The organism is Sphingopyxis fribergensis (genome assembly GCF_000803645.1).
Taxonomy (GTDB): domain Bacteria; phylum Pseudomonadota; class Alphaproteobacteria; order Sphingomonadales; family Sphingomonadaceae; genus Sphingopyxis; species Sphingopyxis fribergensis.
Genome location: NZ_CP009122.1, coordinates 3991465 through 4006999, shown reverse-complemented (window position 1 = coordinate 4006999; position 15535 = coordinate 3991465). Strand labels below are relative to the sequence as shown.

At 64.6% G+C, this 15535-nt stretch carries 17 protein-coding genes; 6 read left to right on the top strand and 11 right to left on the bottom strand.

All coding sequences use genetic code 11. The annotated features are described in order from the left end of the window. Window positions 1-129: 129 nt before the first annotated feature. From SKP52_RS18685 to SKP52_RS18670, 4 genes are all read left to right on the top strand, one after another. Window positions 130-564, top strand: coding sequence for a TIGR01244 family sulfur transferase (locus tag SKP52_RS18685; protein ID WP_039577351.1), 435 nt, complete (start codon window positions 130-132; stop codon window positions 562-564). Continuing rightward, entirely contained in the window at window positions 561-965 is a 405-nt protein-coding gene (locus SKP52_RS18680; protein ID WP_039577348.1) for a hypothetical protein, read from the top strand. Before SKP52_RS18685 ends, SKP52_RS18680 begins: the two co-directional genes overlap by 4 nt. After that, window positions 958-1872 carry a sterol desaturase family protein gene (locus SKP52_RS18675; RefSeq protein WP_039577345.1) on the top strand — a complete coding sequence of 305 codons (915 nt, stop codon included), beginning with the start codon at window positions 958-960 and terminating at the stop codon, window positions 1870-1872. The genes SKP52_RS18680 and SKP52_RS18675 overlap by 8 nt, the downstream gene beginning before the upstream one ends. A gap of 184 nt (window positions 1873-2056) precedes the next feature. Beyond that, the gene (locus SKP52_RS18670) at window positions 2057-3643 is read left to right on the top strand and encodes a GMC family oxidoreductase (protein WP_039577342.1); all 1587 of its coding nucleotides are present in this window, start codon (window positions 2057-2059) and stop codon (window positions 3641-3643) included. On the opposite strand, the gene SKP52_RS24785 is transcribed toward SKP52_RS18670, so the two are convergent. Further along, window positions 3640-4182: a winged helix-turn-helix transcriptional regulator gene (locus tag SKP52_RS24785; RefSeq protein WP_052208540.1), complete on the bottom strand. Its 543-nt coding sequence runs from the start codon at window positions 4180-4182 to the stop codon at window positions 3640-3642. The genes SKP52_RS18670 and SKP52_RS24785 overlap by 4 nt on opposite strands. Window positions 4183-4277: 95 nt before the next feature. Between SKP52_RS24785 and SKP52_RS18660 the strand changes: the two genes are divergently transcribed. Further along, entirely contained in the window at window positions 4278-4652 is a 375-nt protein-coding gene (locus SKP52_RS18660; protein WP_039581642.1) for a VOC family protein, read from the top strand. Next, complete coding sequence (locus tag SKP52_RS18655; protein WP_039577340.1) at window positions 4649-5128, top strand: hypothetical protein; 480 nt, start codon at window positions 4649-4651, stop codon at window positions 5126-5128. The genes SKP52_RS18660 and SKP52_RS18655 overlap by 4 nt, the downstream gene beginning before the upstream one ends. A 229-nt stretch (window positions 5129-5357) precedes the next feature. Here the strand turns inward: SKP52_RS18655 and SKP52_RS18650 are convergent, their stop codons facing one another. The 10 genes from SKP52_RS18650 to tldD form a co-directional block, all read right to left on the bottom strand. Next, complete coding sequence (locus SKP52_RS18650; RefSeq protein ID WP_039577338.1) at window positions 5358-7748, bottom strand: TonB-dependent receptor; 2391 nt, start codon at window positions 7746-7748, stop codon at window positions 5358-5360. Between the two features lie 249 nt (window positions 7749-7997). Then, complete coding sequence (locus SKP52_RS18645) at window positions 7998-9362, bottom strand: ammonium transporter (RefSeq protein WP_039577333.1); 1365 nt, start codon at window positions 9360-9362, stop codon at window positions 7998-8000. Between the two features lie 17 nt (window positions 9363-9379). After that, complete coding sequence (locus SKP52_RS18640; RefSeq protein ID WP_037513494.1) at window positions 9380-9718, bottom strand: P-II family nitrogen regulator; 339 nt, start codon at window positions 9716-9718, stop codon at window positions 9380-9382. 164 nt (window positions 9719-9882) lie between these two features. Next, window positions 9883-10581 carry an endonuclease/exonuclease/phosphatase family protein gene (locus tag SKP52_RS18635; RefSeq protein ID WP_039577328.1) on the bottom strand — a complete coding sequence of 233 codons (699 nt, stop codon included), beginning with the start codon at window positions 10579-10581 and terminating at the stop codon, window positions 9883-9885. 18 nt (window positions 10582-10599) lie between these two features. Then, window positions 10600-10830 (bottom strand): putative signal transducing protein, encoded by a 231-nt coding sequence (locus tag SKP52_RS18630; RefSeq protein WP_039577324.1) that lies wholly within the window; start codon window positions 10828-10830, stop codon window positions 10600-10602. Further along, a complete protein-coding gene (locus SKP52_RS18625) occupies window positions 10830-11393 on the bottom strand; it encodes a pyridoxamine 5'-phosphate oxidase family protein (RefSeq protein WP_039577321.1) in 564 nt (187 codons plus the stop codon). Before SKP52_RS18625 ends, SKP52_RS18630 begins: the two co-directional genes overlap by 1 nt. A 28-nt stretch (window positions 11394-11421) precedes the next feature. Then, window positions 11422-11991, bottom strand: a complete 570-nt coding sequence (locus tag SKP52_RS18620; RefSeq protein ID WP_039577319.1) for a DUF924 family protein — start codon at window positions 11989-11991, stop codon at window positions 11422-11424. Between the two features lie 138 nt (window positions 11992-12129). Further along, window positions 12130-12531 (bottom strand): hypothetical protein, encoded by a 402-nt coding sequence (locus SKP52_RS18615; protein WP_039577317.1) that lies wholly within the window; start codon window positions 12529-12531, stop codon window positions 12130-12132. A gap of 80 nt (window positions 12532-12611) precedes the next feature. Next, window positions 12612-13829, bottom strand: coding sequence for a hypothetical protein (locus SKP52_RS18610; protein WP_039577314.1), 1218 nt, complete (start codon window positions 13827-13829; stop codon window positions 12612-12614). A 223-nt stretch (window positions 13830-14052) separates the two neighbouring features. After that, complete coding sequence (tldD, locus tag SKP52_RS18605; RefSeq protein WP_039577311.1) at window positions 14053-15495, bottom strand: metalloprotease TldD; 1443 nt, start codon at window positions 15493-15495, stop codon at window positions 14053-14055. Window positions 15496-15535: the final 40 nt, after the last annotated feature.

Below are 15535 nucleotides of genomic sequence, written 5' to 3'. Positions count from 1 at the left end.
TCGCACCCACCCTAACCCCTCCCTAAAAGGGAGGGGAATGACCGCTCTCCAACCCAAAGCCGACATCCCTGGACTGCAGTCTCACCTTCACGCTTGTCAGCAAGCGGGCGGCGGGAGTAGATCGCTGGCATGAGCGATTTTCGAACCCTGTCCGCCGACTATAGCGTCGCCCCGCAAATCAGCATTGAGGATGTGGCCGAGGCGAAGGCCGCGGGCTTTGCGATGCTCGTCAACAATCGCCCCGACGGCGAGGAGCCCGAGGCGCCGCAGGGCGAAGATATTGCGCATGCCGCGGCCGCCGAGGGGCTGGCCTATGCCGCGATCCCGATCGGCCATGCGGGCTTCAGCCATGCGCAAATCGATGCGCTCGACAAGTTGCTCGGCGATGCGACAGGGCCGATCCTCGCTTATTGCCGGTCGGGCACGCGCTCGACGCATCTTTGGGCGTTGACGCGCGCGCGCCGAGGCGACGATGTGGGCGGCATCGTCGATGCAGCGGCGAATGCGGGCTATGATCTTTCGCCGTTGCGGCCGATGCTGGACGCGCTTTCGGGGGAAAAATGACGGCGGTTGCGATCCAGACGGGCGCGTCGCTGGTGGCGGTGCTGTTCATCGCCTGGCTGGTCGGCAAGATGGGCCTCGGCGCCGACCCGCGGGTTGCGGACGAAGCCCATGCGATCCGCCTCGCCGAAGAGGCCGAAGCAGGATTTCGCGGGGTCGAAGTCGCGCGCGATCGCGCGGGCTTCGCCGCGATCGTTCGCAATGCCGAAGGGCGGATGATGCTGGTGCGCGCGCACGGTAATCATTTCGCGGCGCGGCCGGTCGATGCGAGCGTCATTGGAAGGCTCGACAAGGATTTCCTGACGCTGACGACACCGGAGAGGACATTCGGCGCGGTCACGCTGCAATTGGGGAGGGATGCGGGGATGTGGGCATCGCGTATGCGGGATATCGTCCGTGGCTGAATTACCCGATCCCGTCGTCTACGCGGTGCCGGCCTTTATCCTGCTGCTGATCGTAGAGATGGTCGTGTCGCTCAGGCGCGACAAGAGCCGTTACGAGGCGCGCGACACGCTGACCTCGCTATTGCTCGGTACCGGCAGTCAGATCGCCGGAGCGTTCGTCGGCGCGGCGGTGATCGGCATGGCGGTGTGGGTCTATCAGTTGCGCCTGTTCGACATCGGCCTGGAATTCAAGAGCTGGTGGTGGGCGTGGATCCTCTGCTTTTTCCTCGACGACCTCGCCTATTATGCCTTTCACCGCAGCGCGCATCGTGTGCGGTGGTTCTGGGCGAGCCATGTCATCCACCACAGCAGCCAGCATTATAATCTGTCGACCGCGCTGCGGCAGACATGGACGGGCTTTTTCAGCCTGACCTTCCTGTTCCGCCTGCCCTTGTTCCTGATCGGCTTTCCGCCTGCGATGGTGTTCTTCTGCGCCGGGCTGAACCTGATCTACCAATTCTGGATTCATACCGAGGCGATCAGGCGGCTGCCCAAATGGTTCGAGGCGGTGATGAACACCCCGTCGCACCACCGCGTCCATCATGGGGTGAATCCGCGCTATCTGGACGCCAATTATGCGGGGGTCTTCATCATCTGGGACAAGATGTTCGGCAGCTTCGTCGCCGAACGCGACGACGAGCCGGTGCGCTATGGCATCGTCAAGCAGCTCGGCAGCTTCAACATATTGTGGGCGGCGGTGCATGAGTGGGTCGGGATCGCGAAGGATGTGTGGAGCGCGCCGTGGCGGCACAAGCTCGATTATATCTGGCGCGAGCCCGGTTGGAGCCACGACGGCAGCCGGCAGACGAGCGCGATGATCAAGCAGCGCTGGGCGGCAGGGCGGCCGGTGGAAGAGCCGGCGGAGTAGGAATGCCTTAAATCCGTTCGAGTCGAGCGAAGTTGAGACACTCCAAGGCGCGCGCGGCGGATGGGCATCTCGACTTCGCTCGATGCGAACGGGGAGAGTATCAGCCCCCTTGCCTCACCCCCTAATGACATTCATGTAAGCACTTGGGGCGACCGCCAGCAGGCGGCGTGAGGGAGTCGCAAGCATGGATCAGTTCGACATCATCGTCATTGGCGGGGGCAGCGCGGGGAGTGCGGCGGCGGGGCGGCTGGCCGAGGACGGCAAGCGCACCGTCTGTCTGGTCGAGGCGGGCGGGCGCAACGATAGCGTGCGGGTCAAGACGCCGGGCTTCATGCCCTTCATCCCCAAATCGTCGAACTATCGCTATGAGACGGTGCCGCAGGCGGGGCTGAACGGCCGTATCGGCTATCAGCCGCGCGGGCGTGGGCTCGGCGGGTCGAGCGCGATCAACGCGATGGTCTATATCCGCGGGCACCAGTTTGACTACGACCAGTGGGCGGCGCTCGGCGCGACCGGCTGGAGCTATGCCGACGTGCTGCCCTTCTTCAAACGCAGCGAGGGCAATGAGCGCGGCGGCGATGAATTTCACGGGAGCGGCGGGCCGCTCAATGTCATGGACCAGCGCTGGCCCAATGTGACGAGCAAGCGCTTCATCGAGAGCGCGGCGTCGCTGCAATTGCCGCGCACCGCCGATTTCAATCAACCCAACAATGAAGGCTTCGGTCTCTATCAGGTGACGCAAAAGGGCGGAGAGCGCTGGTCGGCGGCGCGCGCCTATGTCGAGCCGCTGCGCGAGCATGGCAATTTCACGGTGCGCACCGGCGCGCTGGTCGAGAAAATACTCGTCGAGAGCGGGCGCGCGACGGGGGTGGTGATCCGGCGCGGGTCAAGGCGCGAGACGCTGCGCGCGCGCGGCGGGGTGATATTGTCGGCGGGCGCCTTCAACAGCCCGCAGATCCTGATGCTGTCGGGAATCGGGCCGGGCGCGCATCTGAAGGACAAGGGGATCGACGTCGTGGCGGATCGCGCCGGCGTCGGCGCCGATCTGCAGGACCATATCGATTATGTGTCGAGCTGGGAGACGCGTTCGACCGAGCCGTTTGGCGACAGCCTTGGTGGCACATGGCGGATGGTGAAGGCGATCTTCGAGCATCGGACCCAGCGCAGCGGGATCATGACGACCTGCTTCGCCGAAGCCGGCGGCTTCTGGAAATCGCGCCCCGATCTGCCTGCGCCCGATATCCAATATCATTTCGTGCCCGCGATGCTCGAGGATCATGGGCGGAGCAAGGTGAAGGGGCATGGCTTTTCGTGCCATGCGTGCGTGCTGCGGCCCGAGAGTCGCGGGACGGTGCGGCTGGCGTCGGGCGATGCCGCCGCGGCGCCGGCGATCGATCCGGGCTTCCTGACCGACGATCGCGACATGGCGACGCTCCGCGCGGGCGTGCGGATGATGCACCGCATCGCGGCCGCCCCGCCGCTCGCGGACTATGCAGGGGCCGACCGGCATCCGGTGAATATTGACGACGATGCAGCGCTCGACGTGCTGATCCGCAGCCGCGCGGACACCGTTTATCACCCCGTCGGGACGTGCCGGATGGGGAGTGATGCGGGCGCGGTGGTCGACCCGACGCTGAAGCTCAATGGCATCGACGGCCTGTGGGTAGCCGACGCGAGCATCATGCCGCGGCTGGTGTCGGGCAACACCAATGCGCCGAGCATCATGATCGGCGAGCGCGCTGCCGATTTCGTGAACGCGGCCTTGGCCTAAATCCCGCAGGCAGCGGCGAGCCGCGCGCCGCTTTTGGTCAAATCATAACGGCTGGCCGGTGGGCGCATGTCGAGGACCTCGCGCGTCACCAGCCCGTGTCTGCCGAGCGCGGTCAGTCCCTGCGACAGCGCGCGCGGCGTGGCGGGAGTGAGCAGGCGCGAGAGCGCGTTGAAGCGGTCGTGGCCCGCGCCGATCCCGGCGACGAGCGGCAAGCCCCAACGCGTCGCCGCGCCGGGTGGCAAGCCGATTTGCTGCTGCGCGTCGGCGATTGTTGCAGCGCGAGTGGCGGCGGCAGCGCCCCCTTCGGTCAATATATATTCGGGACGCAGCGGATGGCCGTGCCCAGGATTACGCTGCACCCAGCCGATCGTCGCCGCGGCCTCCAGCGTGCGCACGCAGCTGTCGCGCGAAACGCCGAGCCGGTGAATCAGCTCGACGAAGCGTGCGCCCTTGTGCGCGGCAAGATCGGCGAGCAGCGGCACCAGCCAGCGATGGCTGCCCAGCTGCACAAGCAGTGGATCGGGCGTGGTTGACCGCATTTGCAACTAAATATACAAACCAGACCTTGAGGGCAAGCGATATGGGCCTGGCGATTCTTGCCCCCGCTGATCGCCTCGCGAAAAGGGAGGAATATATGGCGCTTCAGATCGGATCCGAGCTCACCTGTTCGATGGGGGTCAAGGATATGACCGCGTCGATCACATGGTATGAGCGGGTGATGCACTGCAAGCTGCTCTACCGCGCCGACGAGATCGGCTGGTGCGAGCTGGCGACGCCGATCGCGGGGGTGAACATCGGGCTGAGTCAGGTCGAGAATGTGGTGCAGGGGGGCGGGGCTACCAATGTGTTCGAGGTCGCCGACATCGACGCGGCGAAGGCGCATCTCGATGCCGAGGCTGTGCGGCAGGATGGCGATATCCAGCATATTCCGGGGCTGGTGAAGCTCATCACCTTCTACGATCCCGACGGCAATGCTTTCATGTTTTCGCAGTCCGAGATCGCCGCATGACGCCGCTCGGGTGGGCGGTCGCGGTGATGGTTGCGCCGGCTGTGCCCGCCGCCGAAGCCCCGTCGCTCACCGCGTGGCATGGGAGCTGGTCGGGTGAGGGCAAGGCGTTCGGCAAGCCTGCGACGGCGACCATCGACATCGCGCCCGGCGAAGACGGGTCGACGAGGCTCGCCTATCGTCTGCGTATCGCGGGGACGTCGCAGGTCGCCTATTCGGCCACGGCGAGTTACGTCTTCGATGCGAAGGGGCGCGTGCGCGGGAAATGGACGGACAGCACTGGCCGCACGCGCGTCGTCCTCGGCGGAGTCGATGCGGCGGCATGGTGGACGCATTGGGGCAGCGCCGATGTCGAGATCGGCCGATCGACCTATGTGCTTGAAGAGGGCGGAAGACTCGTCGTCAGCGATTCGATTCTGCAGGACGACGGCAGCTGGCGCGTCTTTGCCATGCTGCGCTACACGCGCACAAATGGCTGAAAACTGACGGTTTCGGGCAGCATCCATGTTGCGCACAAAAAAAGAGGGCCGGGATTTGCATCCCGGCCCAGCCTTTCAGGCTCTCCCCTCCTGAAACTGTTGACGCAATGAATGCCATATTAATGTCATGTTGGGAAGACTAAAATTGCGGCAGGGGTGCGTAAATTTTGTGCAATATTTCAGCGTCTAGAAACGGGCCGGATCGCGTCTGCGCCCGGCCCGTTTTCCGTCAGAAGCCCTTGCGTACGGTGACGCCGAAGGTGCGCGGCTGGTTCGTCGCAAAGCCGAGCCGCGCGCGCCCGCCGCGTTCGCGGTCGAACGCGAGCAGGGCATTTTCGTCGAGCAGATTGTTCACATAGACCGAGATTTCGAGCTCGTTCGGAAACTCGATCCCAGCGCCGAGGTTCACCAGCTGATAATCGGGCAGCTTGAGGTCGAGCGTCGTCGCCGAACCGATCGGTGCGCCGCCAAAGGTGAAACCATGTTGGAACGTCCGCGGGTTGTTTTCCTGGTCGCCCGGCTGGGTAAAGCGGCTGCCGACGTGCTGGAAGGATGCGGTGACGAAGGCGTTGGTGTCCGACGACGGATCGATCGGGAAGCTGTAGGTCGCGTTCGCCGCCATCTGGAACTTTGGCACCGAGGGCAGGCGGTTGCCGTTGCGGATCCCCTCGATCACCGTCCCGTTCGGGCGAGTCAGCGTCGAATCGAATTCGGCCTCGACATAACTGCCCGACAGCCCGAGATCGAGCCCGGTGAAGGGGCTTGCCGACAACTCGAACTCGAGCCCCATCGTGTGCGCGTCGGCGTTGAACACGATGCGCGACGAGCAGCTGCCAGCATCGGCAGTGACCTGCAGATTGTTGATCTTGGTATAGAAGCCCGCGGCGTTGAAGGTGATGCCGCCGAACTGCGCCTTCACCCCGCCTTCGTAATTCCACAGCGTTTCGTCGTCGTAGCGCGGCCGTCCGCTGAAGGTCTCCGCATCGGGTCCGTTGGGGGCGCCGCCGTCGCAGAGCGGCAGGTTAAGCGGGTCGTTGACCCCGCCGAGGCGGAAGCCTTTCGACGCCTGTGCGTTGAGCGTGATGCCGTCGGTGACATCGTAGCTGAGCAGCAGGCGCGGCGAGAAACCGGTCGACGAGGTCTTGTCGCGCGCGTTGTCGCCGTTCGGGAACAGGCCGCCTGAAACGAAGCGCCGACTTTCGTCGAAGGCATAATAACGCCCGCCGAGCGTCGCGGTGAGGGCTTCGGTGAAGTCGTAGCTCAGCTCGCCAAAGATCGCGATCTGCGACAGGTCGTAGGGAATGTCCGCGTTATATGGCGAATCGGGGCCAAAGCCGTTGGCCACCGCCGCCGACGTGCCCGCCCCGAGCGTCGCATCGGTAAAGGCATCATAGCCCGGCGTCGGGAGGCGCTGGGTATAGTCGCGTTTGACATTCGCATAATAGCCGCCGACGAGCCATTGGAAGGGGCCGGTCCCCGCCGAATTGACGCGCACTTCCTGCGTGAACTGCTTGACCCCGGTCGTATCGACGAGGTTCGAGGGCAGCAAAATTCCTGCGTCGGGAAAGCCGAGGTCAGCCGACACACTGCCCGTGAGCGCGCTCGCGTCGCGGCTGACGAGGATGTCGCGGTCGGTATAGGTCGTCACCGAGGTCACGCCGATCGTGTCGCCGTCATAGTTCATCGTGAGGTCGAAGAGCTTGACCTCATCTTCGAACGCTTCGTCGAGCAGCAGATATTGCTGGCGTTCCTTGAAGGTCACCTGCGGGCGCGTCGTCGTGAACTGGTTGGCATAGAGGTTATAGACCTCCTGCCGGTTGAAGCCGTCGGTCTTGACCTTTTGGTAGACGAAGCGCGGGGTGATCGACAGATTTTCGGCGGGTTTCCAAAGCAACGAGAAGCGCCCGCCATAGCGTTCGCCGCTGTTGACGTCCTCGCTTGTCCCGCCGCCTTCGCGCAGTGCATCGATGAAGCCGGCGTAGCGCGTGTAATAGCCGACCGCGCGCATCGCGAGGTTCGGGTTCAATGGCAGGTTGATCGCGCCCTTCAAATGGCCGCCGAAATCGTCGCCGTCGACAAGGTTCACATTGCCTTCGACCTTGCCCTCGATGCGATCGAGATTGGGCTGGTTGGTGATGTAGCGGAGCGTGCCGCCGACCGATCCCGAACCGAACAGCGTGCCCTGCGGCCCGCGCAGCGTTTCGACGCGGTTCAAATCGAACAGGTCCAGATCGGGGGTGAAGAGCGACAGCGAGACGACCGATTCGTCGAGATAGACGCCCACCTGTTCCTTCACGCCGGGCTGGTCGCGGGCGATCTGGCCCGCCGACACGCCGCGCACCGACACCTGGCTCTGGCCGGGCCCGAGATTCTGGACCGTCAGGCCGGCGACGTTGCGCGACAGATCCTCGACCGTGCTGGCATTGGCGCGTTCGATCGCGCGTTCGGTCTGCGCGTTGATCGAGAAGGGAACATCCTGAAGACTCGCGTCGCGCTTGGTCGCGGTGACGATAATCTCGTTGCCATCATAGCTGTTTTCGGGCGCATCCTGCGCCACTGCCGGGGTGCTTGCGAGCGCGAGGCACGACAAGCCCGCGAGCATGGAAGCTCGTGCATTCATTTTAATCCTCCTCCTGATGGCCAATCTTCGCTGGTCCGGACAGGATGGTGCGCTTCTTGTCATCAATTCGCAATGGAGCCCGAATCGCGCGCAAGAAAATTGCTGCGGGTTGTTGCGCGGCGGCCACAGTTAAAAAAAATGGCCGGCCAATGAATGGCCGGCCAGTGGTTCGCAGGAGGAACCTCGGTAGGATCCCGCCGCCGCCGTTTGAAAGGAGAGAGAGCGAACGGCGACGGGTATCCTGTCTCGTCAATAATTGTAGGCGCGCTCTCCATGCTCGCCGAGGTCGAGGCCTTCGCGTTCCACCTCTTCGGAGACGCGCCCGCCGGTGACCGCCTTGGCGATGTAGAAGGCGATCGCCGAACCGACCGCCGACCAGAGGACGGCGACGCCGACCGATTTGATCTGGATCCAGAGCTGCGAGCCCAGGACGTAATCGTCACCGGCCGGACCGCCGAGCGCGGGCAGCATGGTGACCGCAGTCAGGATCGAACCGATCAGGCCGCCGATGCCGTGGATGCCGAACACGTCGAGCGAGTCGTCGAAACCGAGCTTGGCTTTCAGCTTCATCACGAACCAGCAGCAGACGATACCGGCAACGGCCCCGAGCAGGATCGCGCCGAACGGCCCCGAGTTGCCGGCCGCAGGCGTGACGGCAACGAGGCCGGCGATCGCACCCGAACAGGCGCCGAGCAGCGAACCCTTGTGGCCGAGCGCGCGTTCGGTGAGCATCCAGAAGAGGACGCCGGCGGCGGTGGCGGTGAAGGTGTTGATCAGCGCAAGGCCGGCCGAGCCATTGGCTTCGAGCGCCGAGCCGGCGTTGAAGCCGAACCAGCCCACCCACAGGAGCCCGGTACCGATCAAGGTCATGGTCAGCGAGTGCGGCGCCATGATGTCCTTCTGATAGCCGCTCCGCTTGCCGATGATCAGGCAGCCGACGAGCGCCGCGACACCCGCGTTGATGTGGACGACGGTGCCGCCCGCGAAGTCGAGCGCGCCCCAGCCGAAGATCAGGCCGGTCGAAGCATCGTCACCGCCCAGATACCAGACCATATGCGCGATCGGATAATAGACGATGGTCAGCCAGACGATCGCGAAGACCATGACCGCCGAGAATTTCATGCGCTCGACGAGGCCGCCGAGCACCAGCGCGACGGTGATCGCCGAGAAGGTCATCTGGAAGGCGATGAACACGAATTCGGGGATCACGACGCCGTCGGTGAAGGTCGCGACGGTCGAATCGGCGGTGACGCCAGCAAGGAACGTCTTGCCCATCGAGATGAACTGGTTGCCGTCGCCGCCAAAGGCGAGGCTGTAGCCGAACATCACCCACATGATCATCGCTAGCGCCGCAACCGCGAGAATCTGCGTCAGGACCGACGCCATATTCTTGGTGCGGACGAGGCCGCCATAGAACAGCGCGAGGCCGGGGACGATCATCGCCATGACGAGCACGGTCGAGATCATCATCCAGGCCGTGTCACCCTTGTCGGGCGTCGGCGCGGCGGCTTCGGCGACGGCGGGCGCCGCCTCCTGTGCCCAGGCGGGCAAAGCGGCGAACAGCGAGAGGCCGACGGCCCCGGCGCTCGCCGCAAATTTGTTTGCGAACGTCATAATTTCCCCCTTCGTCATTACAGTGCCGCCTCGCCGGTCTCGCCGGTGCGGATGCGCACGGCCTGACCGACATCGAGGACGAAAATCTTGCCGTCGCCGATCGAGCCGGTGCCGGCGGTCTGCTGCAGCGTTTCGACGACGCGCGGTGCAAGCGCGTCGTCGCAGACGAGCTCGATCTTCACCTTCGGCACCATGTTGGTGGCATATTCGGCGCCGCGATAGATTTCGGTCTGCCCCTTTTGCCGGCCGAACCCCTTGACCTCGGTCACGGTCATGCCGGCGATGCCGAGTCCGGTGAGCGCCTCGCGCACCTCGTCGAGCTTGAATGGTTTGATGATGGCCAAAATCAGCTTCATGACGCCCCCTTTTGCTAATGGCACGATGTTGCGGTGCAACAGCCGTGCCAAATTGCGCGGGCGGCGCGAAAGTTAACATTTTGTGACGGTTTAGAGCTGGAGCGGCGAACAATCGGTCGTTCGGTGGGCAGGGCAAGCAGGGGTTTGCCTAAATTTTGGGCAGATCAGTCCGCTGCCTTGAACCGCGCCCAGATCGGCAGATGATCCGATGCGCGCGCCGCAAGCGCGCTCTGGTGCACGCCCGCGTCGACCGGCTGGAGGTCGGGGGTCGCGAAGATGCGGTCGAGCTTGGCCACGGGCCGCCGGCTGTGAAAGCTGTGGCCGGTATCGACCATATGATGACGCTCGCCGAAATCGGCGAGGCAGCCGCCGCGGTTGCGCCATTCGTTGCAGTCGCCCATCAGGATCGTCGGAAGATCCTCACCCTCGGCGAGATGCGACAGGATCGCGCGCGCCTGTTGTCGCCGCCGTAGCCCTGAGATGTCGAGGTGCATGCCGACGACGCGCAGCCGCGTGTCGCCGATACGAATCGTCGCCGCGACGGCGCCGCGCGGTTCGAGCGTCGGCAGATGGAGCGCGTGGCTTTCTTCGACCTCGGCGCCCTTGCGCACAAGCAGCGCATTGCCGTGCCAGCCGATCGCATAGGGGCGCCCGCTGAGTAGGTCGACCGGGACATAGTCGCTATGGTCTTCGAACATATGCGGCGGGATGGCGCTCGCGCGTGTGCCGAAGCGGCGGTCGGCTTCCTGCAGCGCGACGATGTCGGCGTCGAGTTCGCTGAGCACCGAGAGCACCCGCCCGGGGTCGCGGCGGCGGTCGAGCCCGATGCCCTTGCGCATATTGTAACTGGCGACCTTGATCATAACGTGTTTTTCAAGCGCTCAGGCCGCGTTTCCGTTCCCGCCGGCTTCGAATTCGGCGATCAGCGCCCGCGCTTCGTCCAGATCCTCGTCGAGCACCATGATGCGGACGGGGATGAGCAACCCGACGCTTTCGGCGATGTTCATGCCCGCGTCGAAGCAGACGGCATGGACGCCCGCGCTTTCGAGCCGGCCGCGCAGCAATTCGGCCTCGGCGCCATTGGGCAGACGCACCAGTTCGACGAGCGGCATCAGCCGTCGCCCGCGATGAAGCGGTCGGTCGGGCGTGTCGGCAGGCCGTCGATGCTTTTGGTGCGGCCCTGGAATTTTTCGACCCACAGGTCGCGGTCGGCCTGACGGTGATATTTCTGCAGCGTGTCTCGCTCGTGCTGCAATTCCATCATCGGCACGCCCCAGCCGCAGCTTGTCTGCACGCTGTCGATGTCGATCACGAAAATCTGGCGCGTGCCGGGGATCAGGGTGAAATGCGCGGCGAGCGCGTCCCACTCGGCGTCCTGCGGCAGCACCGGGCGGCCGCGGCCATAGATGCGCAGGATCAGCGCGCTACGGTCGAAGGCACAGAACATGATCGTGATGCGTCCGTCGGCGGCGAGATGCGCGTGCGTCTCGTTGCCCGAACCGCCGAGGTCGAGATAGGCGACCTTGCTGTCCGACAATATCCTGAAGCTTTCGGCATAGCCCTTGGGCGACAGGTTGATGCGCGCGTCGGCGGCGGCGGTCGCGATGAAAAAGACCGGCTGCCTTTCGATGAAGGCGACATGCTTGTCGGTCAGTGTATTGGTGAATTCGGCCATGGCGGTTCTCCGTGCTGCGCTTGCCCTATCACCAATTCCTGCCCTCTTCTATCGCCGCTTCCTCGTGGGCGCGGGTGGTGCGGCCGAGCGCCTCGTTGCGGTGCGGGAAGCGGCCGAAGCGATCAACGACGTCGAAATGCTTTTGGGCATAATCCTGGAACATCGGGTCGTCGAACTGCGCGAACAGGCGCAACGATTCGCGCTGGTCGTCCATATTCTCGCTGTGCTGAAAAGGCAGGCAGGCGAATTGGCGCCGTTCGTCGGGCCAGTTTTCGTGCCATCCGCGCGCGACGATGCCGTGCGCGATCGCCCGGGCAAGATCGTCGGTCGCGAAGGCGTCGGCGTGGCCGCGATAGATGTTGCGCGGTACCTGGTCGAACAGGATCGTCGCCGCAAGCGCGGTGTCGGGATCGGTCAGGAAGGTTTCGGCGGGCTGGGATCGCAACACTTCGTGCCAGCCCTCCGCCAGATCGCGAACGGCGTCGTCGAATTCGGTGCCGCCGCCGTACCAGTCGTCCATGCCGTGCGCGTCGAACCAGAAGGCGAGCAATTGCTGCGCCCAGTCGGCGGGCGGCGGGGCGTTTTCGTTTTCGGCCAAAGTCTGTGTTTCCCATCATGCGTCATCCCGGCGAAAGCCGGGATCTCGACGTAACGGTTTGACGCAACATGAAGATCCCGGCCTTCGCCGAGATGACGACCTTAATGGTGATCGACTGGGGCGCAACCGCGCCCATGCTCACTCGGCCTTGACGCGTTTGTAAGGCACGAATTTGCCGAGCGACACGAAGCCGGCGTAGAAATGGCTCGTGCGGTCGCGCAGCTCGACGGCGTCGATGCTGCACAGCTGGCTGCCGGTCGTCTTGGTCACGAGGATATCGTCATCGTCGAGCGATTCGGCGCCGCCCCTGGGCCGGTTGACCCAATAGGTGCTGCCGACCTTGTAGACGATCGCGGTCTTCTCGATGATCTGCGAACTGCGCGCGGTCGAGAGCGAGATGCAATCCTGCGGCTCGCCTGCGACGCGGCCTTCGAGCAATTTCGCGAGCTGGTCTTCGGGCGCGAGCTTTTCGCGCGCGGTGGCGGCGGGGGCGGCCGCGAGCGCGGCGGCGGCGAGAAGCGCCGGGATGAGGTGACGCATGGTTCGACTCCTGTCTTTCATACCCTACCCGGCGCCTTTCTGCGCCAATGCGCGTGAACAGGGGCTGACTCGCCGCCGATTCAGCACGCCCCGTCGGGGAGCGGGATGCCGAGCGGGCCTTTGCATTTCTTCTTCTTCGCGGGCGTGGCGGGGGTGCTGCCCCCCGTACTCGATCCCCCCATGCCGCCGAAGTCGGCGCCGATCATCAGCATCGTGTGCGACCGGAAGCGGACTTTCGCGGTCCAGTCGATGTTCCACACCGCATTGCCCGCGGGCTTGGGCGGATAGGAGAAATTCGCCTCGGGTCCGAAGGCGTTCAAATTGCCGATCATCATCTCGCCCGACGCCTTCTTGACCTCGGCGGGGATCTGGCAGCTCGTCTGGCTGGGCGGCATCACGATCTTCTTGGTGATGAGGTTCGCGACCACCGACGGGGGCAGCCAGTCCCAGAGGCCGCCGCCGAATTCCTTCGACGCGCTGCTGGTCCACCAGACGATGTCGCCCATATCATCCTTGCCGCCGCCATTGCCCATGCCGCCGATCGTCCACGCGGCGTAACCCGTGGCGGTCGGCACCTGGTTCCAGCGTAGCATCACCGACTGGTCGCCCTGGATCGCGGTCGAGGCGGAGAGGCCCTGCATATAATCCTGCGCGAGGGTGAAATTGATGTCGGGACCATAGTTGCTCGCGACGCGGTGTGCGCCGAGCAGCGACGATCCGCCGCCAGGCTGCTTGCCATTCTTGCTGTTCGGCCAGTCGGTGTAGGAGCGGCTGTTCGCCTGGCTGACTTCGCGGATCACCGGAACCGCGCTTGAGAAGAGGCCCGGCGGAACCTGTCCCGCGGCGACCTTGGCAAAGTCGATGATTACGGGCTGGCCGGGGCCAGCCTTGGCGCCGCAGCCCCAATAAAGGAGCAGGCGGCCCTTCGGGCGTTCGAATTCGGTGGGATAGGTGCCTTCCTTGCGCTCGACGCTGATCAGCGGCACCGATTTGCCGAGCTTCGCCTGCGGCTGAAAGAAATGGTCTCCCTTGGGCGGCGGCGCGGTGGCGGCGTCGTTCGATCCGAGGCGAAGCATGAGCTGATAAGCGACGCGGCTCGACGGATCGCCGCCGAACATCATCCCCATCGCGCCGCCGATGCCGCCCTTGCCCCCAGCCATTGCGGCGAAGCCCGACATCGTCGCGACGTCCATTTCATACCGTTCCTTGGGCCCGGTCGATTTTTGCGCCGAGCCGGGAACGGCGGCGAGCATCGCGGCGACGGCCGCCACGGAAACGAAACGCAGACTCGAACGCATATTACCCTCCCTGTTGCAGGGAGTGCCCCCGCGGATGATGCGACCCGATTCTTTTTCTGTTTGAGATTTCTATATGCGCGGGAGGAGCGAACGCCAAGTGAGGGCGATCACACTCTATCGTCATTGCGAGCGGAGCGAAGCAATCTCCAGCTATCGACCTTAGCTAAAGCCGATAGCTGGAGATTTCGTCGCTACGCTCCTCGCAATGACGGTCTCTTTGTTGTTACGCCGTCCCGCCCACGGTCAGTCCGCTGACGAGCAAGGTCGGCTGGCCGACACCTGCGGGGACGCTCTGGCCGCCTTTGCCGCAGATGCCGATGCCTTCGTCGATCGCCATGTCGTTGCCGATGCCCATCACCTTGGTCAGCACGCTCGGGCCGTCGCCGATCAGGGTCGCGCCCTTGATCGAATCGCCGAGCTTGCCATTCTCGATCTTGTACGCCTCGGTGCAGCTGAAGACGAACTTGCCCGACACGATGTCGACCTGTCCGCCGCCGAAGCTCTTGGCAAAAATACCGTTCTTCACGCGGCTCAGAAGTTCGGCTGGATCGTCGTTACCACCCTTCATGAAGGTATTTGTCATGCGCGGCATCGGCGCGTGCGCAAAACTCTCACGCCGCCCGTTGCCGGTCGGCTCGACGCCCATCAGGCGCGCGTTGAGGCGGTCCTGCATATAGCCTTTGAGGATTCCGTCCTCGATCAGCACTGTCTCGCCGGTGGGTGTGCCTTCGTCGTCGATGCTGAGCGAACCGCGGCGACCGCCGCCGACCGGGCTGTCCATCGCGCCGTCGTCGACCACCGTTACGCCGGGCGCCGCGACGCGTTCGCCGATGCGACCCGAAAAGGCGCTGGTGCCTTTGCGGTTGAAATCGCCTTCGAGTCCGTGGCCGACGGCTTCGTGGAGCAGCACGCCCGGCCAGCCGGGGCCGAGCAGCACGGTGAATTCGCTCGCGGGGGCGTCGACCGCGCGCAGATTGACGAGCGCCTGTGCCAGCGCCTCGTCGATCGCGCGGTTCCACTGTGCGGGTTCGAACAGATGATCGTACATATAGCGGCCGCCAAGGCCGAAATAGCCCGTTTCACGGCGGCCATTTTCCTCGACCACGATCGAGACGTTAAGCCGGACGAGCGGGCGGATGTCGGTCGCGAGGAAGCCGTCGGCGCGGACGATCTCGACCACCGACCAGCTGCCCGCGAGTGCGACCGACACCTGGACAATGCGCGGATCGCGTGTCCGAGCGGCGGCGTCGATTTCCTGGCAGAGCGCGACCTTCTTCGCGAAGGGGATGAGGTCGAGCGGGTTCGCCTCGTCATAGAGGTGGCGGTTGGTGCGCGGCGGCGGCGCGGCGTGCGCCTGATTCGACGGATCGAGCAGCGCGAGCGTCTCGGCGGCGCGGCGGATCGCGCCGGCGCTGATGTCGCTGGCGTGGGCAAAGCCCGTCATCTCGCCCGACACGGCGCGCAGGCCAAAGCCGGCGTCGGTCGAATAGTCAGCGGTCTTGAGGCGCCCGTCGTCGAAGCCGAAGCTCTCGGTCGCGCGATATTGCAGGTAGAGCTCGCCGTCGTCGGCCTTGGCGAGCGCTTCGCGCGCGAGCGCCTGCGCCAGATCGGGATCGAGCGCGTCGGCGCGATAGAGGAAGCGGCGGGGATCGGTGGGGCTTGTCATTGGAGCGATATAGGGACGAAGGGGATCGACGCAAAGGCCG

Bases quoted from the DNA above. Each gene is read 5' to 3' on its own strand.
- SKP52_RS18685 (WP_039577351.1), top strand. From the start codon at position 130: ATGAGCGATTTTCGAACCCTGTCCGCCGACTATAGCGTCGCCCCGCAA.
- SKP52_RS18680 (WP_039577348.1), top strand. From the start codon at position 561: ATGACGGCGGTTGCGATCCAGACGGGCGCGTCGCTGGTGGCGGTGCTG.
- SKP52_RS18670 (WP_039577342.1), top strand. From the start codon at position 2,057: ATGGATCAGTTCGACATCATCGTCATTGGCGGGGGCAGCGCGGGGAGT.
- SKP52_RS24785 (WP_052208540.1), bottom strand. From the start codon at position 4,182: ATGCGGTCAACCACGCCCGATCCACTGCTTGTGCAGCTGGGCAGCCAT.
- SKP52_RS18660 (WP_039581642.1), top strand. From the start codon at position 4,278: ATGGCGCTTCAGATCGGATCCGAGCTCACCTGTTCGATGGGGGTCAAG.
- SKP52_RS18655 (WP_039577340.1), top strand. From the start codon at position 4,649: ATGACGCCGCTCGGGTGGGCGGTCGCGGTGATGGTTGCGCCGGCTGTG.
- SKP52_RS18650 (WP_039577338.1), bottom strand. From the start codon at position 7,748: ATGAATGCACGAGCTTCCATGCTCGCGGGCTTGTCGTGCCTCGCGCTC.
- SKP52_RS18645 (WP_039577333.1), bottom strand. From the start codon at position 9,362: ATGACGTTCGCAAACAAATTTGCGGCGAGCGCCGGGGCCGTCGGCCTC.
- SKP52_RS18640 (WP_037513494.1), bottom strand. From the start codon at position 9,718: ATGAAGCTGATTTTGGCCATCATCAAACCATTCAAGCTCGACGAGGTG.
- SKP52_RS18635 (WP_039577328.1), bottom strand. From the start codon at position 10,581: ATGATCAAGGTCGCCAGTTACAATATGCGCAAGGGCATCGGGCTCGAC.
- SKP52_RS18630 (WP_039577324.1), bottom strand. From the start codon at position 10,830: ATGCCGCTCGTCGAACTGGTGCGTCTGCCCAATGGCGCCGAGGCCGAA.
- SKP52_RS18625 (WP_039577321.1), bottom strand. From the start codon at position 11,393: ATGGCCGAATTCACCAATACACTGACCGACAAGCATGTCGCCTTCATC.
- SKP52_RS18615 (WP_039577317.1), bottom strand. From the start codon at position 12,531: ATGCGTCACCTCATCCCGGCGCTTCTCGCCGCCGCCGCGCTCGCGGCC.
- SKP52_RS18610 (WP_039577314.1), bottom strand. From the start codon at position 13,829: ATGCGTTCGAGTCTGCGTTTCGTTTCCGTGGCGGCCGTCGCCGCGATG.
- tldD (WP_039577311.1), bottom strand. From the start codon at position 15,495: ATGACAAGCCCCACCGATCCCCGCCGCTTCCTCTATCGCGCCGACGCG.